This is a genomic window from Ruegeria sp. HKCCA0235A, assembly GCF_013033235.1.
GTDB lineage: Bacteria > Pseudomonadota > Alphaproteobacteria > Rhodobacterales > Rhodobacteraceae > Ruegeria.
The window spans coordinates 307,242-329,625 of the sequence record NZ_WQDQ01000001.1; the positions used below are offsets into that span (position 1 = coordinate 307,242).

A 22,384-nucleotide genomic window follows, 5' to 3' on the forward strand; every position below is an offset into this window, starting at 1 on the left:
TGAACCACCCGTGCCGCCGGTGGTCCAGGGCGGCACATTGCACTCACGGCTCAGCACGTCTGGACCTGGCCATGGCCTCGCCCTATCACTGAGGTCCAAGTACGCGTGACAGGGCGAGGCCATGAGCAACTTAATTTCCATATCCGAGCTGACGGAAGATGAGGCGCGTGCCGAGCTTGCACGTCTGGCCGAACTATTGTCGAAAGCAAACACGCTGTATCACACGGCTGATGCGCCTGACATGTCGGATGCCGACTATGACGCTCTCAAACGGCGCAATGCCGAGATAGAAGCGCGCTTCCCTCATCTCAAGCGTCCCGACAGCCCGACGGATCAAGTGGGTGCAAAGCCTGCTGATGGTTTTTCGAAAGTCACGCACGCCGTGCGCATGATGTCGCTGGGCAACGCTTTCGATGATGACGACGTGGCCGATTTCGACAGGTCGATCCGGAAATACCTGGGTCTTGGAGCGGGTGAAAGTTTGGCCTACACCGCCGAACCCAAGATTGATGGCCTGTCGTTGTCATTGCGGTATGAAAACGGACAGCTTGTTCAGGCTGCCACGCGCGGAGATGGTGAAGTCGGTGAAAACGTAACGGCCAATGCCCGCACGGTATCTGATATCCCGCAGCACCTTGAAAACGCGCCAGAGGTTCTGGAAGTCAGGGGTGAGGTTTACATGTCTCACGCGGATTTCGAGGCGTTGAACGCGCGGCAGGCAGAGCGCGGCGGAAAACCCTTTGCCAATCCAAGAAACGCGGCGGCGGGGTCTTTGCGACAACTGGATCCGGAAATCACGCGCTCGCGCCCGTTGCGTTTCTTTGCTTACGCCTGGGGAGAGGTTTCAGAGCCATTGTCCGACTCGCAGATAGGGGCGATCGAGCGGTTGAAATCACTTGGATTTTCGACGAATCCCTTGACCCGCCTGTGCAAAACGACGCAAGAGATGCTGGAACATTACCGGGATATCGAAGCGCAACGTTCCACCTTGGGCTATGACATCGACGGGGTCGTCTACAAGGTGAATGATCTGTCGCTTCAGGCGCGTTTGGGGTTCCGCTCAACCACGCCGCGATGGGCGATCGCACACAAGTTCCCGGCCGAACTGGCCTGGACGAGGCTGGAGGCGATCGACATTCAGGTCGGTCGTACAGGCGCGCTTAGCCCGGTTGCCCGGTTGCATCCAGTGACTGTGGGTGGTGTTGTTGTGTCCAACGCCACATTGCACAACGAAGACTATATCGCGGGGCGCGATGCCAAGGGCGGCACGATCCGCGATGGCAAGGATATACGTGTCGGTGACTGGGTTCAGGTATACCGCGCCGGGGATGTGATTCCGAAACTGTCAGATGTTGATCTGTCCAAGCGCCCGGCCGGTTCGCAGCCCTTTACCTTTCCGACGCGCTGTCCGGAATGTCAAAGCGAGGCGATCCGTGAAGATGGCGATGCGGTCCGCCGCTGCACCGGTGGCTTGATTTGCCCCGCGCAGGCCGTTGAAAAACTGAAGCATTTCGTCTCGCGCAAGGCGTTTGACATAGAAGGCCTTGGCGCGAAACAGATCGAGATGTTCTATGATGATCCGATCCTTCCGATAAAGACTCCGGCGGATATCTTTACACTGGAGCAGCGTGACAGGGCCAATCTGGCACGGCTGAAAAACAGGGATGGGTGGGGGGAAACCTCGGCCAGAAACCTGTTTGCCGCGATCGACGAAAAGCGGACCATTCCGTTTGCGCGCCTGTTGTTCGCTTTGGGCATTCGACATGTCGGCGAGGTCGGAGCGCGCGATCTGGCGCTGTTTTACCGCGATTGGGAGGCCATGACGCAGGCCCTGGACGCCGCCCGCCCTGCGGCTTTGGCTCAGCGGCAAGCGGATGAGGCCGAGGATGCCGAACGGGCAGCCGCGCTGGCAGAAGGTCGTCGGGCACGTGTCAAGGAAGTGCGGGATGCGGCCATAACCGCGGCGCGTGTTCCGCCGGATGCCAATGCCGCCTGGGCTGAGTTGATTGGAATAGACGGGATCGGCGCAACGCTGGGTCTGTCCCTGTCCGATGCATTTTCGAACGTGGAAGAGAGGCGCGCGTTCGATACGTTGCGCAAGGAACTGACAATCTTCGCTCCTGATGCGCCCGCCTCAGACAGCCCGGTGGCTGGCAAGACGGTTGTGTTCACCGGTACTTTGGAAAAGATGACCCGCGCCGAGGCAAAGGCACGGGCCGAGGCGTTGGGTGCGAAGGTTTCTGGTTCCGTCAGCAAGAAAACCGACATTCTGGTCGCCGGGCCCGGTGCGGGTTCGAAAGCCAGGAAAGCGGCAGAGCTGGGTATCGAAACCCTGGATGAGGATGGCTGGTTGCAGCTGATCGAAGGCGCATGAGCGGGAGGCCGGAACAGCTGTTCCCGCTGTTTGCGGGGCTTGAAACACTCGAGGGCGTCGGCCCCAAGACCGCGCAGGTCCTGCAACAGGCCGGCGTTGAGAGCCCACGCGACGTTCTGTTCGGCTTGCCCTATGCCGTCGTCGACCGACGTCGGCGAGAGACGATTCAGGGCGTCGATCTGCCCGCCACGTTGACCGTCGAAGTGACGGTCGGCCCACACAGGCCGCCGCGCAACAAGGGGGGCGCATACCGCGTGCATGTCGAAGACAGCCAGGCCGATTTCCAGCTGGTTTTCTTTCACGCGCGCGGGGAGTATCTGAAGAAAGTACTGCCTCAGGGCGCGCGCCGTGTGATCTCGGGCAAGCTGGAGCTGTTCGACGGCATGGCTCAGATGGTGCATCCGGATCATATGTTGCCGGTCGAGCAAGCCAGTGAAATTCCGGAATTCGAACCGGTATATCATCTGACACAGGGGCTGACTCAAAAGACGGCCTTCAAGGCCACCCGCAGCGCATTGGCGCGGGCGCCAAAGCTGGCGGAATGGATCGACCCGGCGCAGATGGCACAGCAAAACTGGCCGGATTGGATCTCGGCAATTCGTGCCGGTCACAATCCTCAGGGGGCTGATGATGTCTCACCATTTGCGCCCGCGCGTCAGCGTCTGGCCTATGACGAGCTGTTCGCCCATCAGATGACGCTGGCTCTGGCGCGTCAGCGAGAGCGGAAGTCCCGTGGTGTCGTCAGCGTAGGGACAGGCGCGTTGCAATCCAGGGTGTTGGCCAGCCTTCCTTATCGTCCGACCAGCGCACAAAGCCGCGCGATCGAGGAAATCGCCGCCGATATGGCATCGGATTCCCGCATGAACCGATTGTTGCAGGGTGATGTGGGGGCCGGCAAGACATTGGTGGCCTTCATGGCCCTTCTGATTGCAGTCGAGGCCAAAGGGCAGGGCGTGATGATGGCCCCGACCGAGATACTCGCCCGCCAGCACCTAGAAGGGTTGCGACCGCTGGCGGAAGAGGCCGGAGTGGTGCTGGAGCTGCTCACTGGGCGTGACAAGGGCGCAGAGCGGCGCGCCAAGCTTGAGGCTTTGAAAAATGGCAATATCCAAATTCTGGTCGGCACCCATGCCGTGTTTCAGAGTGATGTTGAATTCAAAGCGCTGCGCTTGGCCATAGTTGATGAACAGCACCGGTTTGGCGTGCGCCAGAGGATGGAGTTGTCGGAAAAAGGGCAGGGCGCGGATGTATTGGTGATGACCGCCACCCCGATTCCACGCAGTCTGGCGTTGGCGCAATATGGCGATATGGATGTCTCGGTGCTGGACGAAAAGCCGCCGGGGCGCAAACCGATCAAGACAGCGATTGTCAGTACGCAGCGCATGGACGAGGTCGTGTCGCATCTGCGTCGGGCGATTGATGAGGGGCGGCAATGCTATTGGGTCTGCCCCTTGGTCGATGAATCCGAGGTTTCAGACCTGACGGCTGCTGAAGAACGGTTCAAACGCTTGCGTGCCATATTGGGCGAAGGTGTGGTCGGGCTGGTTCACGGGCAAATGCCGCCGTCGGAAAAAGACGCGGCAATGTCCGCATTCCAGAACGGGGACACCAAAGTTCTTGTGGCCACGACCGTCATTGAAGTGGGGGTCAATGTGCCCAATGCCACGATCATGGTCATCGAACGGGCCGAAATCTTTGGTCTGGCCCAACTGCATCAATTGCGCGGCCGCGTGGGCCGGGGTGATGCGGAATCGACGTGTTTGTTGATGTATCAACCGCCGCTCAGCGAGGGGGGGCGCAAAAGGCTGGAGGTTCTGCGTGAAACCGAAGACGGATTCCGTATTTCTGAAACCGATCTGGAGATGCGCGGTGCCGGGGATCTGATCGGAACTGCGCAGTCCGGTCTGCCAAAGTTCCGCATTGCGGACCTCGAGCGTCAGGCCGGCTTGATGGCCGTGGCCCAATCCGATGCCCGGGCATTGCTGAATGCGGATCCCAAGCTGACCTCGGACCGGGGGCGCGCGGCACGCGTGCTTTTGTGGCTGATGAAGCAGGATCAGGCGATCCGTTTGATTTCAGTGGGTTAGGCAAAAAGATCCAGAAAGTTCACAAATGTTCTCAAAAAGTTCTTTACCGACTCGGGTAAATATGAGAACAAAAGGTCAACAAAGGATTAAAGCTCTGACCGGAGGTGACCCTATGCTGACCCAGATCAAGACCGTATTCAGCCGCTCACAATCGACGATCCTACAGGATGCCGTGGGCGTGATATCTCTGGTCGTGATCCTGATGGTCGCCTTGCACCTGCCGGTTGGCTTCTGAACCTTTCTGCCTGCGATCTCGTGCCGAAAAAACCGCGCTGTCATCCCCATTTCAGTCAAGGGTGACGTGCCTGTCCCAAACCCCTTGAGGGGCCTTGCCTCGGCCCCGTGCGGTAATCCGGACCCCACGCGAGACACGCAATGCCTGCCGCCGCCCTTTCGCCCGGAAGGTGCGGCGGTTTTTTTTACAACTGGCCGGTTTTGAAAATCTCAAGCAATGCGGACAGCACTGAATTGACCGCGACCGAGGCTAGGATCATCCCCATGATACGGCTGATGATCGCTGCTCCTGAATGGCCAATCAGGCGGATGATCGGTTCGGCCAGAAGCATGAGAACGAAGGCAACTACTAAAACCGACAGCATGACCAATGCGGTAATCCCCTGATCGGCTGCACTGTATCTATGGTTGTCCGTCAGGATCACCACTGCAAGCATCGCGCCGGGCGAGGCCAGAGACGGAACCGCAAGAGGAAATATCGCGGGATTCTGCTTGTGATACTTATCTTCCTGATCCTCTTCGGCCTGACGCTGTTCTATGTCTTGTTTGCTTTCGCCAAAGATCATGGTCAGAGCGAACAGAAACAAGATGATGCCGCCTGCGACCTGAAATGAATTCAGTCCAATATCCAGCGCTTCGATCAGCAATTGCCCAAACACGAGAAAGAACAAAAGGACACCGGCGCTTATTATCGATGCCAACAGCGCTGTTTTGCGACGCGCGGCGGCCTCTAGCCCCGCAGTGACGGCAATGAAAACGGGAATAGTTCCAATCGGGTCTATTACGACCCAAAGAGTTACAAAATGCTCGAGTAGATTTTCCAAAACCCATCCCTCCTTAAATTTAAGCGGAAGGTAAACGGGTTTACATCAAATAGCTATGATCAGGCGCAATCTGCCTGTTCGGCCTGCGCCATGGCTTCGGCGGCGGCATCCAGCGCCAGCAGAATTGACGCGTGGCGGTTCTTGTAGTCCCGCGCCGGCATCAGGACCTCAAGACCGTCAAACGGCGCATCCGGGGCGGGGCCGTCCTTTTTCAACATGGCCGCAAGCTGATCGCGCGCTGCTTCGACCTGCGCACGCGTGGCACCAATGATCGCGTCGCCAACCACCGAAGCAGAGGCCTGTCCCAGCGCGCAGGCTTTGACGTCCTGCCCGAAGGCGCTGACACGTCCATCCTGAACCTTCAAATCAACCGTTACGGTAGAGCCACAAAGAGGCGAGCGTTTCTTGACTGTTGCATCCGGGTTTTCCAACCGATCCAGATGCGGGATGTCGGCCGCCAACGCCAGAATGCGTCCGGAATACAGCTTGATCAAGTCGTTCTCGCCGCTCATGGCTTTCCCTCGTCGTGTGTTCCTCATACATAGTGGCCAGCCCAACGGATGCAAAAGGTTTTTGTCATGTCTCACCCCGTCGCGTTTGATCCATCGACTCTGAAATATAACGAGGCGGGACTGATTCCGGCAATTGCGCAGGATGAGGTGTCGGGCGAAGTTCTGATGATGGCATGGATGAACGCACAGGCCATTGAAAAGACGCTGGAAACGGGCAGGGTGACCTATTGGTCGCGCTCGCGTCAGTCTTTCTGGATCAAGGGTGAAACTTCGGGCCATGTGCAGGAACTGGTGGATCTCCGCATCGACTGTGACCGCGATTGCCTGTTGGTTCTGGTGCGTCAAACCGGTGCTGCCTGTCACACCAACCGCCGGACGTGCTTTTATACTGCGGTGCGGGACGGGGCCGAGACCGAACTGATGGCCCCGATGGCGTAACTGAGCCAGATCAAAGCCCCACCATATGCCGGATGTCTGCCGGGCTGGCACCATCGGCCCGGTATTTCGCGATGGCACGCGCATCGTCGCGTTTCGCCAGCCGTTTGCCGGCGTCATCGCGGATCAGATCGTGATGATAATACGCAGGCGTCGGCAAATCCAACAGCACCTGAAGCAGCACATGGATGCGGGTGGCTTCGAACAGATCCTGACCTCGGACTACATGGGTGATCCCCTGGGCCGCGTCGTCAAGAACGACGGATAAATGGTAGGACGTGCCCATGTCGCGGCGGGCCAGAACGATATCGCCGACACTGGTTTCCATCTCATCCGGGGTGAAAGCAATTGTTCCTGTTTCGCCACCGGGGCCGGAGCCCAGTTCCAAGAATTGGAAACTGGCCGGATCTTGGATTGTTTGACAGGCCTTGGCAACATCCAGTCGCAACACCTGGTCCTTTGGGTGAGGTTTTTGACTTAAGTCTATGCCCTGGTTGATTTTTCGACACGTTCCGGGATAGATAATTCCGTCTGGACCAAGCAAGGGCGCGCCTTCCTGGGGCGCGCTTGCGGCGGCGGCAATATCTTTGCGATTGCACAGGCAAGGATACAGAAGACCTTTCATCCACAACCGCTCCAACGCGCGATCATAGATACTCAGCCGATCTGATTGACGCAGCACCGGTTCCGGCCATGTCAGCCCCAACCAATTGAGGTCATCATAGATCTGATCCTCCCAATGCGGACGCGAGCGGGACCGATCGATATCTTCGATGCGCAGCAAGAACCGGCCGTGTTCGGATCTGGCCATGTCGCTGGCGATCATCGCAGAATACGCGTGACCAAGGTGAAGCGGGCCAGTCGGGGATGGCGCGAAACGCGTTACGAAAGTCACGCTTTTTCTATAACATACACGTCAGAGTTAAGGTTGATGCCGGGCAAGTGCGGCCCGTGTTCACGAAATAGCAAACGTGCGGCACCCATGTCGACCCAATCCGTCAGTCGGCAGGTGAATTTGTGATCTTTCAGCGTATGATCGTTCAGGGAAAACGCCAGCAACCCACCTTTGGGCAAGGTGTGCATCAATTGGTCGAATGTCTCGGGCGGGGCCGCGCCCTGACCGATGACGCCGATGGCGGTGATCACCGAATACGCGCCGCGCCTGAGGGGGGCCGGTTTGGTGATGTCAAACCCGGTCAGGGTTCGGTAAACACCCTTGGCCTCTGCCTCTTCCAGCATTTTGGGGGTGGGATCGATACCATCGATGACCTCAAATCCCGCTGCCCGCAAGGCGAGACCGGAAAGCCCCGTTCCGCAGCCGAAGTCCAGAATCGGCGTTTGGGGGTGAGGGTGGAATTGCCACAAAGCCGCGGCCACCCGTCCCGGGGTTGCATATCCCTGTTCCGCGACCTCTTTTTCGTAGGTCGCGGCCCAGTTCTGATAATGCGTTTCAGTGTCTTCAGGCGTGTCGAGATTGTAGGTGCTGTCCAGGAACTTGTCGCTCATCCCGTCATGCTAGGCCGAGATCACGCCGCGCGTCCAGTCAGCATTGATCCAACCAGGTTTGCCATTCTGTCTTGGCACGATCGGTATAGGCCTTGTACCGGTCCTTCCGGCCGCGCCGCCCGCCTTTCAGGCCGTCCACGGGGCGGAACAGGCCAAAGTTTACGTTCATCGGCTGAAACGTCTTGGCTTCGGCCCCGCCCGTAATGTGATGGATCAACGCACCCATTGCACTGTCTTTCGGAACTTCGGGCAAGTCACGCCCCAGTATTTCCGCGGCGGCCATGCGACCGGCAAGCAATCCCATAGCGGCGCTTTCAACATAGCCTTCGACGCCCGTAATCTGGCCGGCAAAGCGGATGTTGGGCTTGGATTTCAAGCGCATCTGTGCATCGAGCAGGGTGGGAGAGTTGATGAACGTGTTGCGGTGGATGCCGCCCAGCCGGGCAAAGCTGGCGTTTTCCAGGCCGGGGATCATGCGGAACACGTCGGTCTGGGCGCCGTATTTCATCTTGGTCTGAAACCCCACGATATTGAACAATGTGCCCAACGCGTTATCGCGCCGCAACTGAACCACGGCATGGGGTTTGACGTCAGGTGCATGGGGGTTTGTCAGCCCAACCGGCTTCATCGGACCATGGCGCAGTGTCTCGCGCCCGCGTTCGGCCATGACTTCAATGGGAAGGCAGCCATCAAAATAGCCTGCGGTCTCACCTTCGTGAAACTCGGTTTTGTCCGCAGCCAGAAGGGCGTCGATGAAAGCCTCGTATTGATCACGGTCCATCGGGCAGTTCAGGTAAGCCGTGCGTTCTTCCTCGGTCTCGCCTTTGTCGTACCGGGATTGCATCCACGCTTTGCTCATGTCGATGCTGTCGGCGTAGACAATGGGCGCGATCGCATCGAAGAACGCCAGCGCGTCCGATCCCGTTTCCGCCCGGATGGCTTCCCCCAGTGCAGGTGAGGTCAACGGACCGGTCGCGAAGATCCACTGCCCATCGTCGGGAAGGGTGGTCACTTCTTCGTCTGTTACCGTCACACGCGGATGTGCGCGGAGTTTTGCGGTGACATCTTCGGCAAAGGGATCGCGGTCCACGGCGAGCGCACCACCGGCCGGCAGGCGATGTTCATGGGCTGTGGTCATGATCAACCCATTGGCTGCCCGCATTTCCCAGTGCAGCAGACCAACGGCGTTCTGTTCATCATCATCTGATCGGAATGAGTTCGAACACACCATTTCCGCCAGGTTTCCTGTCTGATGTGCGAAGGTGCCAACGGTGGGACGCATTTCATGAATGATCACGTCAACGCCCATTTCAGCGGCTTGCCAGGCCGCTTCGGACCCGGCCATTCCACCGCCCACGATATGCAAAACTTGTGTCATGTGCAGCCACATAGGGCACCGCACAGACAGGCGCAACTGCCGTATTTTTTGCGACTGATCTGGTGGAGGGGTCTTGGGGTCGCCGCTGCGGGAATGTCAGCGCTGGTGAGAGAGACCAGCTGGAGGGACCTTCCGCCCACGGCGACCCAAAAGTGTCTTGAGGCCTTGGCCTCGACCCAGCTTTGCCACAGAGTTGCCCTTTTGAAAAGTGCAAAAATGAAGACAGTGGCAAAAAATGTTCAAAACAATTGCGTCATTGGGTCCAATTCGGGGGGCGCTTTTCAATAAAGGCGGAAATGCCTTCTTCTGTATCGCGGTACAACATATTCTGCGCCATTGCGTCTCCGGTATAGGCATAAGCCTGATCCAAAGGCATTTGCAGCTGTTGATAGAACGCTTCCTTGCCGATCTTCACGGCCATGCCAAGCTTGGATGCGACCAGTTCCGCAAGCCCGTTGGCTTCTTGTTCCAGCAGCGCTTCAGGAACGACGCGATTTACCAGCCCCAATTCGGCGGCGCGCTCTGCTGAAATGAATTCGCCGGTGGTCAGCATTTCAAATGCCTGCTTTCTGGGGATGTTGCGGCTGAGAGCAACCATCGGCGTGGAACAGAACAGGCCGATATTGACCCCGTTGACGCCAAACCGCGTTCCTTCTGCGGCCACCGCCATATCGCAGGTTGCAACCAGTTGACATCCGGCGGCGGTCGCAATGCCATGGACTTGCGCGATAACGGGTTGCGGCAGGGATTGGATGGACATCATCATCCGGGCGCAGCGGGAAAAGAGATCTTGAAAGTAGGCCTTGCCGCCATCTTCCGACTGGCGTCCGGCCGTCATCTGTTTCAAATCATGCCCGGCACAAAACGCCTTTCCTGCCCCCGACAGGACCACGGCCCGGATCGAGCTGTCGTCGCGCAGTGAATCAAGTTCGGCTTGCAGTGCAGCCAGCATCTCATCACTTAATGCGTTCAGCCGGTCCGGGGCGTTCAGTGTCAGCCGTGCCACCGCGCCCGTGTCGTAACGTTCCAGAATTGCCATCTTGCCCTCCATTCCCAAGTTGGGCCAACTCTAGGTCGGCAAGAGCAGGAGGGGAAGTATGGCTTTGGCAATGAACCGGGACGAACTGTCACAATACCTCAAACAGGTGTTCCCGCAGGTGCACAAGGATTTCGTCGTTGAAGATTTGACCGAAGATACGATCACCATGCGCCTTGTGGTTCAGGATCAACATTTGCGCCCCGGGGGCACGGTTTCCGGCCCGTCGATGTTCGGGCTTGCCGATGTCAGTGTCTATGCGATGGTTCTGGCACGGAAAGGGCGCCAGTCACTGGCTGTTACCACCAACAGTTCTTTTGATTTCCTGCGCAAGCCGGAAGGCGGCGCCGATATGATTGCGGCCTGTCGATTGTTGAAACTGGGAAAAACACTGGCCGTTGGGGATGTGCTTTTATACTCGGAAGGCAGTGATCTTCCGGTTGCGCGGGCAACGATGACCTATTCCCTGCCGCCAGCGGGGTCCGCTGCCGCGAATTTCGGATAAAAAAGGCCGGGGACAGGCCCCGGCCAAGGAAGAGGTCCCAATAATTGGGACTGGGGATCAGTCAGGGCTGCCAGAAAAAGCGGTTTGTTTCCCGGCCAGCCTGATGGCGGGTCAGCCCGACGTCCTGAAGCAGACGGTCATCCAGATAGCTCAGATTGACGCGACTGCGGCGACGGCGTTCCCATTGAGTGACCGCCGCCGCAAACCGCACGGCCAGAGCCGCGAGCAGAGGCAGCCGTGGGCTGTCGTTCAGCAGCAGAAGGGCGGGGGTGTGCATTGTGCGTGTCATCTCGGAATTCCTTTCAAATTGTATTGACACAAAACAGTATTTCTTGGTACATAGGTTTGATACATTCGAAATTGTGTCAAAGGCAAAGGAAGAATTGTAATGGATACAATTTGGCCGGAAGCCCTGCCAAAATCCAAGGGTCCGAAATACACATTGGTTGCCGATGCAATAAGAAAAGCTATTGATGACAAGAAATTAGATGTTGGCGCCAAGCTTCCGCCAGTTCGCGAACTGGCGTATCGCTTGCAAATCACACCTGGTACGGTCGCACGTGCCTATACGATCCTGACCGACGAGGGCTTGCTCCACGCCGAGGTTGGACGTGGTACATTTGTGGCCCCGCCGAAATCACCGATTCTGGATGATGTCTGGGCCAGGCAACTGCATCTGAGGGAAGACAAGTACAACGCCAATGTCAGCCTGTTCAGCCCGCGCTTGCCGGATGCGGGGCAGGTGGCGCTTATCCGGGAATGCCTGCAAAAGGTTTCGCAAGCTGATCCCGGGCTGTTTCTGAATTACCCGACGCGGGACGCGTACATACCCATGCGGCAATCAGTCGTGGAATGGCTGTCGGATTTGCCGCTGGGCCCGCTGACCCATGACGACATCGTCTTGACCCATGGCGGACAGAACGGATTGTGTCTGGTGTTTCAGACCATCCTGCGCGGACCCAAACCGATTGTGTTGGTTGAAGACCTCTCTTACGCCGGGTTCCGTCGGGCCGGAGAGTTGATGCGTGCCGAAGTCATTGGCGTCAAGATGGACAAATGGGGCATCGATCCGGCGTCGATGGAACATGTTTTGCGGCAAACCAATGCTCAGGCCGTTTGCGTCTCGCCAGAAGTTCAGAACCCCACCGGCATCCACACGCCGCTGGAACGCAGGAAAGAGGTCGTGGACGTCGCCCGGCGCTTCGACCTTCAGATCGTGGAAGACGATTGCTATCGCATGGGGGAGGCGCGTGAACCCAGTTATCGCGCGCTCGCCCCCGAGCGGGGCTGGCACGTGTCGTCCATTTCAAAGATACTCACACCGGCTTTGCGGGTGGGCTTTGCCATTGCCCCAAAGGATCGCAGCGTCGATCTGCGCCGATCCGCCGAATATGGGTATTTTGGCCTGGCTCAACCCCTGGCCGAACTGACCCGGTTGCTGCTGTCGGACCCGCGTACCCGCCAGATTGCACAGGATGTGCGCAAGCGGATGGGCGAGTATGTTCGGATTACCGTCAATGCGCTGGGTGGGTTCGATCTGAACTGGGCACCGGATGTGCCTTTTGTCTGGCTGAACCTGCCATCGGGTTGGCGCTCTGCCGCGTTCAGCCGCGCGGCAGAGCGGGAAGGCATTCAACTCAGATCAGCGGATGAGTTCGCCCTGCGCGACGGGCGTGCTCCAAACGCAGTGCGCATCGCAATGAATGGCCATGTTTCGTTGGAACGGTTCGAGGACGCAATGCTGAGGTTGCGCGCTTTGCTGGACAATCCGCCTGAACAGATCAGCGTTTAGCATTCAGGTCAGCGGGGGCGGGTCGCCAAAGAAACCGGCCAGATGGGCAATTTTTCCGTCCTCGTCCAATCGAATGAAATCATGCCCGGACACCATGATTGCGCCGTCGGGGGCCACCATATGCCACGTGAAGTGAACGACATCATGGTGCGACACAGGGCTGCTGGTGATTTCGACACGCCCATTCGAATTCAAAAGGACTTCGCCGATATGTGTACTCAACCGCTCACGGCCTGAAACATCGGCTGTCGGATCCACGTACCGACCGTTTTCCACAAAGCACTGGGTCAGAAGCGCAAGCCGTTTTTCGGCCGACTTTTCCTGCCAGGCCGCGCCATAGTTTTCAATCGTGCGCATCAATTCCTGCATTCGACCCTCCGTGGTTGGGCATGATCAATTCCAACCGAGTGTATCAGAGTGTCGAAATTGGGGCGATCTCGGTGCTGAAAGCGTGGGGTAAAATAATACCTATTTAACAAGCCATTGTTTTGAAACGTTTTAAATGGCGTTTGGTCGCTTGACGTGGCGGTCATGGGTGTCTAGATACGCATCCATCGAATTCGGGCCGCCTCGCTTGGGGCGGTCTTTCACATCAAACAGGACTATCCTGCCATGAAAACCTTTTCTGCAACACCTGCAGACATCGACAAGAAATGGATCCTGATCGACGCCGAGGGCGTTGTTCTGGGCCGTCTTGCCTCGATCGTCGCCATGCGCCTGCGTGGCAAGCACAAAGCGTCGTTCACCCCGAACATGGACATGGGCGACAACGTCATCGTGATCAACGCTGACAAGATCCAGATGACCGGCAAGAAGCGCGAAGAAAACTTCTACTGGCACACTGGCCACCCGGGCGGCATCAAGTCGCGCACCAAGCAGCAGATCCTGGAAGGTGCACACCCCGAACGCGTCGTGACCCAGGCGGTCAAGCGCATGCTGCCGGGCAACCGTCTGGCGCGTCAGCAGATGACCAACCTGCGCGTTTACGCCGGTGCCGAGCATCCCCACGAGGCGCAAGCGCCCGAAGTTCTGGACGTCAAGTCCATGAACAAGAAAAACACCCGGAGCTAATGACCGATGGCTGATCAGATCAATACTCTCGAAGAGCTGAGCGCCGTCTCAGGCGTTGAAACCGTGGCCGAGGAAGTCATCGTGCGTGAACCCGTACGTGACGAGCTGGGCCGTTCCTATGCCACCGGCAAGCGTAAAGACGCTGTTGCCCGCGTTTGGATCAAGCCGGGTTCCGGCAAGGTCACCGTGAACGGCAAGGATCAGGACGTCTATTTTGCACGCCCCGTTCTGCAACTGATCCTGCGCCAGCCGTTCCAGGTTGCTGGTGTCGAAGGCGAGTTCGACGTTGTCGCCACCGTCAAAGGTGGTGGCCTGACCGGTCAGGCCGGTGCGGTCAAGCACGGCATCTCGAAAGCGCTGCAACTGTACGATCCCAACCTGCGCGGCGCCCTGAAAGCCGCTGGCTTCCTGACCCGCGACAGCCGCGTTGTGGAACGTAAGAAATTCGGTAAGCGCAAAGCCCGCCGTTCGTTCCAGTTCTCCAAGCGTTAATTCGCCGGGAAAACCCAACAAAGAAAGGGCTCGCAATTGCGAGCCCTTTTGCTATTTGTCCTCAGTAACTGTAGTCGATGGATGCTTCTTGGCGTAGCCAGTTGTTACGAATTGCCCGGTTCTTGCACTTCTAGATCTGCCGGTTTCGCCACCTCCACGATTTTCACCTATCGTAGTCGTCGGGTGAGATTTCGCATATTTTGGCGTTACAAACTGCCCGGTTTTTGAACTGCGATAATTTTTACTCATATTTTCTACTCTACTAGTTACGTAAGTATCAATATGACCCTTCCCGATGAGAACGCAAGGGGAACAGATGGTAACAGCTCAAAAAATTATCTGGATAAAAAAGGGGGCAAAAACTAGCCCCATTTTTTAGTAGAAGCGGTGCTTTATTCTTCGTAAACCAGTTTCCACGCGCCGTTTTCAACGACATTGACGAAAACCGTATCCGCCCCCTGGTGATCATCCGGGCCATAAGTAATGTGGTTGCCGACCAGGTCATCCTGATAGTCCAGTGACTCCATCGCTTCGATAAAGCTGTCATGCGTCAGGTCAGGGCCCGCGGCTTCAAGCGCCTTGACCATCATTTCCGCAGCGGAATAGCCCAACATGGCAAATCCAACCGGATCTTCGCCTGTTGCGGCCTTGTATTCTTCGATAAATGCCGCTGGGGCAGGTTGGTCCGCACGCGCCCAAAGATCCTGCCACGAAGCTGCTGCATAGAACCCGTCAGTCACCCCACCGGGAACCTGCGCCACGACAGTCAGGAAACTGGCCGAAGTCCCGAGGAACTTCATGTCCGTCAGACCCATCTTCTTGGCCGTGCCTACTACGGTGATCGCCTGCCGCACGCCAAGCGCCATGGTGACGATATCGCAGCCCTCTTCCTTTAGCTTGCTGAGCGACCCGACAAAATCTGTCTCATCCGGCTTGTGGGTCGTTTCAGATCCAAAAGCGATCCCGGCTTCTTCGGCGCCGGCCTTGCTGCCTTCAAGAATTTCCTCACCGAAATCTGTTGGCAGATACATGGTGCAAACCGTCTTTGATCCAAATTCGCCGGCCAGATATTTCACACCGACACGCGCCTGATCATAGTAGGTCGAGAAAGACGTGAACTTGTTTCGCATCGGCTCTTGCAACATCTGACGCGCAGCGGTCAGAGGTGCCACGTTGGGAATGCCCTTGGGATCCAACAACTTGAACCCAGCCATGTTCATCGGCGTGCCAAGCGATTGCAGCATGGCGAACACCTTGTCGCGGTTCAGCAGTTTGTTGTAGCCCTGCATCGCACGCGGCATCTGGTATCCGTTGTCCTCGACCACATAGCGGATTTTGCGCCCGTGTATGCCACCGGCTTCGTTCACCCGGTCGAATACCACGTTGGCACCTTTGGTCGCCGGGACACCCACCGCGGCAAAGATGCCGCTCAGGTCGTTGACGGACCCGATGACAATCTCATCATCCGTCACGCCCTGCGTCTGAGCCCAACCGATGCTTGCCGAGGCGGTCAACGCCGTGGCGGCGGCCAGCCATTTGAATGACTTCTTCATCTTTCTCCTCCCGAAAAATCTTTGGCTAAGTGTACATGTCTTCAATCAGATGTCCGTGTTTCTTTTCGACCAGGCCGCGTTTCAGCTTCATCGTGGCGGTAAGCTCGTCATCCTCGGCGGTCAGCAGAACGTCGATCAAGCGAAAATCCTTGATCTGCTCGACCCGTGCGAATTCCTTGTTCACCGCGGCCACTTCGGCGCCGATCAGTTCCTTGACTTCAGCCGCGGCGCAAAGCGAGGCAAAGTTCGAGAAAGGGATTTTCTGGTCCTGCGCATATTTTTCGACATTTTCTTGATCGATCATGATCAGCGCCGTGAGGTATTTGCGCCGGTCGCCGATGATCACCGCGTCCGAGATGTAATGGCTGAACTTCAGCCGGCTTTCGATTTCGGCCGGGTTGATGTTCTTGCCGCCGGCGGTGATGATGATGTCTTTCAACCTGCCGGTGATGGTAACGTACCCGTCCTTGTCGATACGTCCCATATCGCCGGTGCGCAGCCAGCCATCGGCGGTAAAGCTTTCCGCCGTCTTTGCGTTGTTGCGCCAATAGCCCTGAAAGATGTTCATGCCCTTGAGCTGAATTTCACCTTCGTCCGAGATGCGGATGTCGCACCCCGGGACGACCTTGCCGATGGTTCCGATCTTGTTGCTTTCCACAGTGTTGAGTGTGGCAAGGCCGGACGTTTCGGTCATGCCGAAGCCCTCGACGATCGGCACACCGATGGCCCAGTACCATTTCAACAAATCCGCCGAGATAGGCGCAGCACCCGTGCCACCCCGGCGCAGTTTGTCCAAACCGAGCATCCGGCGCAGATTCTTCAGAACCAACTGATCCCAAAACCAGAACCGGGCCGCGATGGCGGCGGGAACGAGTTTTCCCGAACTCACGTACTCGGCCCGCCGTGCGCCGGCCTTCAGGGCAAGACCGTATGCCATTCGACCCAACGGCGTTGCATCCTGCGCCAGGATTTGCACATGCGCATAGATCTTTTCCCAAACTCTCGGCACTGCCGTGAAGGTCGAAGGCGAGACCTCTTGCAGATTTGCAAAGACCGTCTCGGGGCTTTCCGCGAAATTCACGGTGCAGCGGGCGGCCAGTGGGAAATAGACCGATACGTCGCGTTCCAGGATATGGCAGAGGGGCAGGAAACACAGTTGTTCGTCACTGGACTGCGTCGGCAATGACCAGGCACCGGCCTCGATGCCGGCCAGGATGTTTTCATGGCTTAACATCGCACCCTTGGGCTGGCCGGTGGTGCCGGATGTATAAACCAGCAAGGCTGTATCCTGAGGTTTGGCCAATGCGATTTCGGCTTCGAACCGTCCCGGATCTTCCTGTTCGGCCTGCTGGCCCAAAGCGTAAAGATCGTCGATCATCATGCAGCGCGGATGGGTCAGGTCGTGCAAGCCTTCGTCTTCCAGAATGATCACCTTGATCAGATCCGGAATTTGATTTTCGACTTCCAGAAACTTGTCCAGATGCTCTTCGTCCTCGACGATGAGGAACTTGCTGCCACTGTTGTTGACCAGATATTGCAGTTGATTGGCCGAATCCGTCGTGTAGACGCCAGAAGAAATACCCCCGACGCACTGAATACCCATATCGAACCACATCCATTCCTTGCGGTCCTCGGACAGGATCGAAACAACGTCGCCGCGTTCCAGGCCCAGCTTGCGCAGGGCAAGCCCGATCCACTTGGCGTGCTGCCAGTAGTCGGCCCAGGAATATGACTTCCAGATGCCCAAATCCTTTTCGCGATGGGCTGTACGATCCCCCAGTTCCGCGCAACGTTGTTGAAACAGCATGCTGATGGTGGTGCACCCATCCACGCGCAACGGGCGTTGTCCGGGGGTTGCATTCAGTTCAACGCCGTTGATCTTGACCTGCGAGGCGAGGGGCGTGGCATCCATCTTGCTTACCTCCACGTCTTCTTGCGTTTCCAACGGCGGCTTTCGCGTGCGCCTTCTTCCTGCACGCCAAGATAGAAGTTCTGGATGTCTTCGGATTTCAGCAACGTATCCGCAGCGCCGTCCATGACGATGCGGCCTACCTCCATCACGTATCCATGATGCGCCAGCCGCAACGCCGCATTGGCGTTCTGTTCGACCAGCAGCATCGTCATATGCTGTTCTTCGTTCAGACGTTTCAGAATGGCGAATATTTCCTGCACCAAAAGCGGTGACAGACCCAGCGACGGCTCATCCAGCAGCATGATGCGGGGACGGGCCATCAGCCCACGTCCGATTGCCAGCATTTGTTGCTGCCCGCCCGAAAGGGTGCCGGCCTCTTGCGTGTGACGATCTTTCAGAACGGGAAAGTAACTGAAAACAAGCTCGCGATCCTGGTCGATCTGCACTTTGTCCGTTCGGGTATACGCGCCGAGGCTCAGGTTTTCATCGACGGTGAGCAGAGGAAACACCTCGCGCCCTTCGGGTACATGCACGATCCCGCGCTGGACGACGGTATGCGGCTCGGCCCCTTGAATGTCGTCTCCATCAAAGGTGATCGTGCCTTTTTCCGGGTCCATCACCCCCGAGACGGTTTTCATCAACGTCGTCTTGCCGGCACCGTTTGCGCCAAGGATCGAAACAATCGCACCTTCGTGAACGTCCAGCGAAACACCGCGAATGGCCATGATCGGGCCATAAAAGCTTTCGACATTTCGGATTTTCAGGATTGGCGCGCTCATGAAGCCTTCCCAAGATAGGCTTCGATCACTGCCGGGTGCGATTGAACTTCGGCCGGGGTCCCAAGCGCCAGTTTTGCGCCGTCTGCCATGGCCAGAACCCGGTCTGACACGCCCGAGACCAGGCCCATGTCATGTTCTACCATCAAAACGGTGATGCCCATCTGCCGTCGGATATCATCGATCCACCAACGCATGTCCGTTGTTTCTTCCACGGACAACCCCGAGGCCGGCTCATCCAGCAGCAAGAGTTTTGGGTCAGTTGCCAAAGCCCGTGCAACTTCGACCACTTTGCGCACGCCGTAGGGCAGCCCCGATATCATCTTGTCGCGATAGGCTTGCAGGTCGAGAAAATCGATGATCCGTTCCACTTTCTCGCGGTTTTCCAGTTCCTGTTGCTTTGCGGACGGGGTGAACAGAATCTCGGAAATCAGGTTTGTCCTGCGGTGGCGGTGCCGCCCGACCAGCAGGTTTTGCAGAACGGTGGCGTGTTCGAACAGTTCGATATTCTGAAAGGTGCGCGCCACGCCATAGGCGGCGACGCCGGACGGTTTGACCCGAAGCAGATCATGACCGTCAAACCGGATCGCCCCGTCAACGGGATCGTAGAACCGGGAAATCAGGTTGAAAACAGTGGACTTGCCCGCACCGTTTGGGCCGACGATGGCAAAGACTTCACCTTCCCGAACGTCGAATGACAGGTCATCCACCGCCGTCAGGCCGCCGAACTTGAGGGTGACATTTTCGAACTCCAGCAAGCTCATCTCAGACGCTCCGTCTTGAGATAGGATTTCTGCCGTTTGAACATGTCCTTTCGATAGAAGGGGAACAGCTCGAACCAGGTGCAGATTTTCAGCCAGCGGCCATAGATGCCCATGGGTTCGAACAGGATGAAGGCGATCAGGATCATGCCGAAGATGCCGAACTCCAATCCCGGAATGGCCACCGTACTGCCACCGAACAGAGCGCCGGCATATTCCTTTGAGATCGACAGAAACTGCGGCAGGAACCCGATCACGATCGCGCCCAGAAACGCGCCGTGGATCGACCCAAGCCCACCGATCACGATCATCATCAACAATTGGATCGAGATCAGAACACTGAAGGTTTCGTTGTTGAACGCTCCGGCGAACAACCCCATCAGTGCCCCGGCCCAGCCCGTCACCGCGCAGGACAAGGCGAAAGAGATCATCTTTGTCCGTGCGATATCGATTCCCATCGCCTGGGCCGAAACCTCAGAGTCGCGCACAGCGATAAAGCTGCGGCCCAAAGGCGCGCGCAGCAGGTTGATATATCCCAGTGTGACCAGAACGGCGACGGTCAGGACCAGCCAGAAAAACTGATCGGGCGTTCCCCAGCGGTCCACCAGATGGCCGAAGATTGCGACCCCGCCGACATATTTGCCTGCAACGCCGCCGGTGATGGGTTCGGACAGAACGATGATGTCGTCCATCAGGATCGAAAGAGCCATGGTGAAGATGGCCAGATAGATGCCATGCAGGCGCAGGGCAGGGATCGCAACGGTCACGCCCGCGATCCCCGTCAGGATGCCGGCCAGTGGAAAGGCGAGAAGAAAGGGCACCCCTGCTTCGATCAGGGCAACGTTGGCATAGCAGCCAAAGGCCAGAAAGGCCGCGTGGCCCAGACTGACTTGCCCTGTATGCCCGGTCAGGATCATCAGGCCCAACCCGGCAATGGCCCAGATCAGGACGTTGGTCAGTTCACCCAGATAGAACTCGTCAAGCCACAAGGGGGCTGCGGCAACAACCGTCAGCAGGATCAGATACAGGACAAGCTGATAGCGGTCTTTCCATGGATGGATATCCTGCATGTAGTCGGTTTTGAAGACGATCCGCATGGCTCAGACCTTTTTGACCCGAACCTGACTGAACAACCCGTTGGGGCGAAAGATCAGCACGGCAAGCAGCAGGGCGTATGGCGCGATCTGGCTGTAACCCGCCGCGATATAGCGGCTGGCAAAAGGTTCGATCACGCCGACGATAAGTCCACCGGCCAACGCACCGGGCAGGCTTCCGAATCCTCCGATAACGGCGGCGGCAAATGCCTTGATGCCCAGCAATCCGGTTGTCGGATCCACCGCGCCCTTGGCGGCGAACAGAATGCCCGCAATCCCCGCAACGACACCGGCCAGCGCCCAGATGAACCCCTGAACCCGCTTGACAGGTACGCCCATGTAATACGCTGCCAGCTGGTTCTGCGACGCCCCCTGCATCGCCAGCCCAAGTTTGGAGCGTTTGAAAAAGACGTAAAGGCCCCATGTCAGCAGGATGGTCACGACGATCACGGCGACATCCTCCAGCCCCAGCACAAGGCCGCCAAAGCGCAGATCTTTCCCCGCCAGCGGGTTTTGCAGTGTTTGCGGTTCGTGCCCCCAGATCAATCCGGCCACGAAACGGATCACAAAGCCCAGGGCGATGGTCAGGATAACAACGGCGGTCTGACTTTCGCCAAACAGGCGACGGATGATCAGGCGATCCAGAAGATACCCCAATGCCCCCATGATCCCCAGTGATATCGGCAGGGCCAGCCAGAACGGCAGACCCATGTACTCGGTGTTGGTCAGGCCGATGGTGACAAAGGCCCCCAGCATCATGAAATCGCCCTGCGCGAAATTTACCGCTTCGGTCGCCTTGTAGATCAGAACAAAGCCAAGCGCGATCAGGCCATAGACACACCCGTTTGCCAGTCCGCTGATCAGCAGCTGTGCGTTATCCAAACTGTCCTCCCTCGACCGGTTTGCCGGTGTCGCGTTCTGCCCGCGCGTATCCTGCGGTGACGCGGGTTTGTTCTACTATGGCGTTATTATCACCTTGCCGTCACTCTTTTTCAGCGCATCAGCCAGGTTTGGCACAAGATTTCTGAGTGTAAGGTGTTCAGAAACATCCGTTTTCCAGCGCCCGTCGGCAAACCGGGCCTGAACCTCGGCCACGACACGCATCTGATCGGCGGGCGGAGTCGACATCATCCAGCTTGTCAGCCAGAACCCTTCGATCCGCTTTCCCATGAAAATCAACTGGCCTGTCTGAGTCAGCGTCGGCGCCTCGGTAGACAACTTGCCATAACTGATCCAGCGCGCCCGGTTGGGCATGGCGCAGAACAATTGTTCGGACAATTGGTCCGTCACGGCATCCAGAAACACGCGCGGTTTCAGCTGCGCGCTCAGATCCGCAAACTTTGCGACAATGTCTTCGTCGGTTGTCACAAGCACTTCGGCAGCGCCAAGGTCTTTCAACATCTCTGCGGTCTCGGCCCGACGCACCAAAGCGATCGGCTTCAAACCCAGATCCCGACCAAGGCTGCACATCAGCTTGCCCAACTGGCTGGTCGCGGCTGATACGACAAAGGCATCGCCGTCGGCCTTGGCCATATCCAGCATGGCCATCGCCGTCATTGGATTGACGATCTGGGCGGCCCCGTCATCGTCCGAGATATCAGGGCGCAGAGGGATGCACATCTGCATCTGCGTGACGACATACTCCGCCCAGGCCCCCGATCCCGCGGCGACGAACGCGACGCGTTGCCCTTGCAGGGCCTCGGCGCCCTTTCCTGCGGCCACGACGTCTCCGCATCCTTCAAATCCGGCGGGGGATCCCTTGACCCTTGGCTGTCCGTATTCACCTTTGATGAAATGCAGATCGGACGGATTGACCGAAGCCGCGCGCAAACGGATCAGCACCTGGCCCGGGCCGGGTTCCGGCTTGGGAACTTCGGCTCCTTCCAACCAGTCGGCGGCGTTTTCAATGGCCGGTCCGGTGGCCGTACCGGAATACCCGTTATGCTTAAGGATTGCGGCGAACATAGTCTGTGGCAGGTCGGTCATCGGTTGATCCTCGAATTTGGCTGAATCAAAGCGCGCCCCTTGTCCGAAAAGCCTCA

23 protein-coding genes are annotated in these 22,384 nt (G+C 57.7%); 8 read left to right on the top strand and 15 right to left on the bottom strand.

Annotation, left to right across the window (positions count from 1 at the left end):
• Positions 1-121 precede the first annotated feature (121 nt).
• The 3 genes from ligA (at position 122) to GOW56_RS21985 (ending at position 4,696) form a co-directional block, all read left to right on the top strand.
• Positions 122-2,374 carry an NAD-dependent DNA ligase LigA gene (gene ligA, locus GOW56_RS01505; RefSeq protein ID WP_171204734.1) on the top strand — a complete coding sequence of 751 codons (2,253 nt, stop codon included), beginning with the start codon at positions 122-124 and terminating at the stop codon, positions 2,372-2,374.
• On the top strand, positions 2,371-4,461 hold the full coding sequence (gene recG / locus GOW56_RS01510) for an ATP-dependent DNA helicase RecG (protein WP_171204735.1): 2,091 nt from the start codon (positions 2,371-2,373) through the stop codon (positions 4,459-4,461). Before ligA ends, recG begins: the two co-directional genes overlap by 4 nt.
• 112 nt (positions 4,462-4,573) lie before the next feature.
• On the top strand, positions 4,574-4,696 hold the full coding sequence (locus GOW56_RS21985) for a hypothetical protein (protein WP_256368775.1): 123 nt from the start codon (positions 4,574-4,576) through the stop codon (positions 4,694-4,696).
• Between the two features lie 184 nt (positions 4,697-4,880).
• On the opposite strand, the gene GOW56_RS01515 is transcribed toward GOW56_RS21985, so the two are convergent.
• Both GOW56_RS01515 and GOW56_RS01520 read right to left on the bottom strand, forming a co-directional pair.
• A complete protein-coding gene (locus GOW56_RS01515) occupies positions 4,881-5,519 on the bottom strand; it encodes a MarC family protein (RefSeq protein WP_152457939.1) in 639 nt (212 codons plus the stop codon).
• A 59-nt stretch (positions 5,520-5,578) separates the two neighbouring features.
• Positions 5,579-6,031 (bottom strand): iron-sulfur cluster assembly scaffold protein, encoded by a 453-nt coding sequence (locus GOW56_RS01520; protein ID WP_152457940.1) that lies wholly within the window; start codon positions 6,029-6,031, stop codon positions 5,579-5,581.
• Between the two features lie 48 nt (positions 6,032-6,079).
• Between GOW56_RS01520 and hisI the strand changes: the two genes are divergently transcribed.
• Positions 6,080-6,469 carry a phosphoribosyl-AMP cyclohydrolase gene (gene hisI / locus GOW56_RS01525; RefSeq protein WP_171204736.1) on the top strand — a complete coding sequence of 130 codons (390 nt, stop codon included), beginning with the start codon at positions 6,080-6,082 and terminating at the stop codon, positions 6,467-6,469.
• Between the two features lie 10 nt (positions 6,470-6,479).
• Here hisI and gluQRS read toward each other — a convergent pair whose 3' ends face one another.
• The 4 genes from gluQRS to GOW56_RS01545 form a co-directional block, all read right to left on the bottom strand.
• Positions 6,480-7,361, bottom strand: a complete 882-nt coding sequence (gene gluQRS / locus GOW56_RS01530; protein ID WP_171204737.1) for a tRNA glutamyl-Q(34) synthetase GluQRS — start codon at positions 7,359-7,361, stop codon at positions 6,480-6,482.
• A complete protein-coding gene (locus GOW56_RS01535) occupies positions 7,358-7,972 on the bottom strand; it encodes a class I SAM-dependent methyltransferase (protein ID WP_171204738.1) in 615 nt (204 codons plus the stop codon). The genes gluQRS and GOW56_RS01535 overlap by 4 nt, the downstream gene beginning before the upstream one ends.
• A gap of 37 nt (positions 7,973-8,009) precedes the next feature.
• Positions 8,010-9,350, bottom strand: a complete 1,341-nt coding sequence (gene trmFO, locus GOW56_RS01540) for a methylenetetrahydrofolate--tRNA-(uracil(54)-C(5))-methyltransferase (FADH(2)-oxidizing) TrmFO (RefSeq protein ID WP_171204739.1) — start codon at positions 9,348-9,350, stop codon at positions 8,010-8,012.
• 253 nt (positions 9,351-9,603) lie between these two features.
• A complete protein-coding gene (locus GOW56_RS01545; RefSeq protein ID WP_171204740.1) occupies positions 9,604-10,389 on the bottom strand; it encodes an enoyl-CoA hydratase in 786 nt (261 codons plus the stop codon).
• A 58-nt stretch (positions 10,390-10,447) separates the two neighbouring features.
• Between GOW56_RS01545 and GOW56_RS01550 the strand changes: the two genes are divergently transcribed.
• Complete coding sequence (locus GOW56_RS01550) at positions 10,448-10,891, top strand: PaaI family thioesterase (protein ID WP_171204741.1); 444 nt, start codon at positions 10,448-10,450, stop codon at positions 10,889-10,891.
• Positions 10,892-10,952: 61 nt separating this feature from the next.
• Here GOW56_RS01550 and GOW56_RS01555 read toward each other — a convergent pair whose 3' ends face one another.
• A complete protein-coding gene (locus tag GOW56_RS01555; RefSeq protein ID WP_171204742.1) occupies positions 10,953-11,180 on the bottom strand; it encodes a DUF1127 domain-containing protein in 228 nt (75 codons plus the stop codon).
• A gap of 99 nt (positions 11,181-11,279) precedes the next feature.
• On the opposite strand from GOW56_RS01555, the gene GOW56_RS01560 reads away from it, so the two are divergent.
• Entirely contained in the window at positions 11,280-12,683 is a 1,404-nt protein-coding gene (locus GOW56_RS01560) for a PLP-dependent aminotransferase family protein (protein WP_171204743.1), read from the top strand.
• A 3-nt stretch (positions 12,684-12,686) separates the two neighbouring features.
• Here GOW56_RS01560 and GOW56_RS01565 read toward each other — a convergent pair whose 3' ends face one another.
• Positions 12,687-13,052 (bottom strand): nuclear transport factor 2 family protein, encoded by a 366-nt coding sequence (locus GOW56_RS01565; protein WP_171204744.1) that lies wholly within the window; start codon positions 13,050-13,052, stop codon positions 12,687-12,689.
• 243 nt (positions 13,053-13,295) lie between these two features.
• On the opposite strand from GOW56_RS01565, the gene rplM reads away from it, so the two are divergent.
• Together rplM and rpsI are read left to right on the top strand one after the other, a co-directional pair.
• On the top strand, positions 13,296-13,754 hold the full coding sequence (rplM, locus tag GOW56_RS01570; RefSeq protein WP_039536983.1) for a 50S ribosomal protein L13: 459 nt from the start codon (positions 13,296-13,298) through the stop codon (positions 13,752-13,754).
• A 6-nt stretch (positions 13,755-13,760) separates the two neighbouring features.
• A complete protein-coding gene (gene rpsI / locus GOW56_RS01575) occupies positions 13,761-14,246 on the top strand; it encodes a 30S ribosomal protein S9 (RefSeq protein ID WP_171204745.1) in 486 nt (161 codons plus the stop codon).
• A gap of 392 nt (positions 14,247-14,638) precedes the next feature.
• Here rpsI and GOW56_RS01580 read toward each other — a convergent pair whose 3' ends face one another.
• The 7 genes from GOW56_RS01580 to GOW56_RS01610 all read right to left on the bottom strand — a co-directional run bounded on the left by GOW56_RS01580 (position 14,639) and on the right by GOW56_RS01610 (position 22,328).
• Positions 14,639-15,799 carry an ABC transporter substrate-binding protein gene (locus tag GOW56_RS01580; RefSeq protein ID WP_152457952.1) on the bottom strand — a complete coding sequence of 387 codons (1,161 nt, stop codon included), beginning with the start codon at positions 15,797-15,799 and terminating at the stop codon, positions 14,639-14,641.
• 25 nt (positions 15,800-15,824) lie between these two features.
• On the bottom strand, positions 15,825-17,711 hold the full coding sequence (locus GOW56_RS01585; RefSeq protein WP_171204746.1) for a long-chain fatty acid--CoA ligase: 1,887 nt from the start codon (positions 17,709-17,711) through the stop codon (positions 15,825-15,827).
• Positions 17,712-17,716: 5 nt separating this feature from the next.
• On the bottom strand, positions 17,717-18,490 hold the full coding sequence (locus tag GOW56_RS01590) for an ABC transporter ATP-binding protein (RefSeq protein WP_171204747.1): 774 nt from the start codon (positions 18,488-18,490) through the stop codon (positions 17,717-17,719).
• Positions 18,487-19,251 carry an ABC transporter ATP-binding protein gene (locus tag GOW56_RS01595; RefSeq protein ID WP_171204748.1) on the bottom strand — a complete coding sequence of 255 codons (765 nt, stop codon included), beginning with the start codon at positions 19,249-19,251 and terminating at the stop codon, positions 18,487-18,489. The genes GOW56_RS01590 and GOW56_RS01595 overlap by 4 nt, the downstream gene beginning before the upstream one ends.
• A complete protein-coding gene (locus tag GOW56_RS01600) occupies positions 19,248-20,345 on the bottom strand; it encodes a branched-chain amino acid ABC transporter permease (protein ID WP_171204749.1) in 1,098 nt (365 codons plus the stop codon). Before GOW56_RS01600 ends, GOW56_RS01595 begins: the two co-directional genes overlap by 4 nt.
• Before the next feature lie 3 nt (positions 20,346-20,348).
• Positions 20,349-21,224, bottom strand: coding sequence for a branched-chain amino acid ABC transporter permease (locus GOW56_RS01605; RefSeq protein WP_170344324.1), 876 nt, complete (start codon positions 21,222-21,224; stop codon positions 20,349-20,351).
• A 75-nt stretch (positions 21,225-21,299) separates the two neighbouring features.
• Positions 21,300-22,328: an alcohol dehydrogenase catalytic domain-containing protein gene (locus GOW56_RS01610; protein WP_171204750.1), complete on the bottom strand. Its 1,029-nt coding sequence runs from the start codon at positions 22,326-22,328 to the stop codon at positions 21,300-21,302.
• Positions 22,329-22,384: the final 56 nt, after the last annotated feature.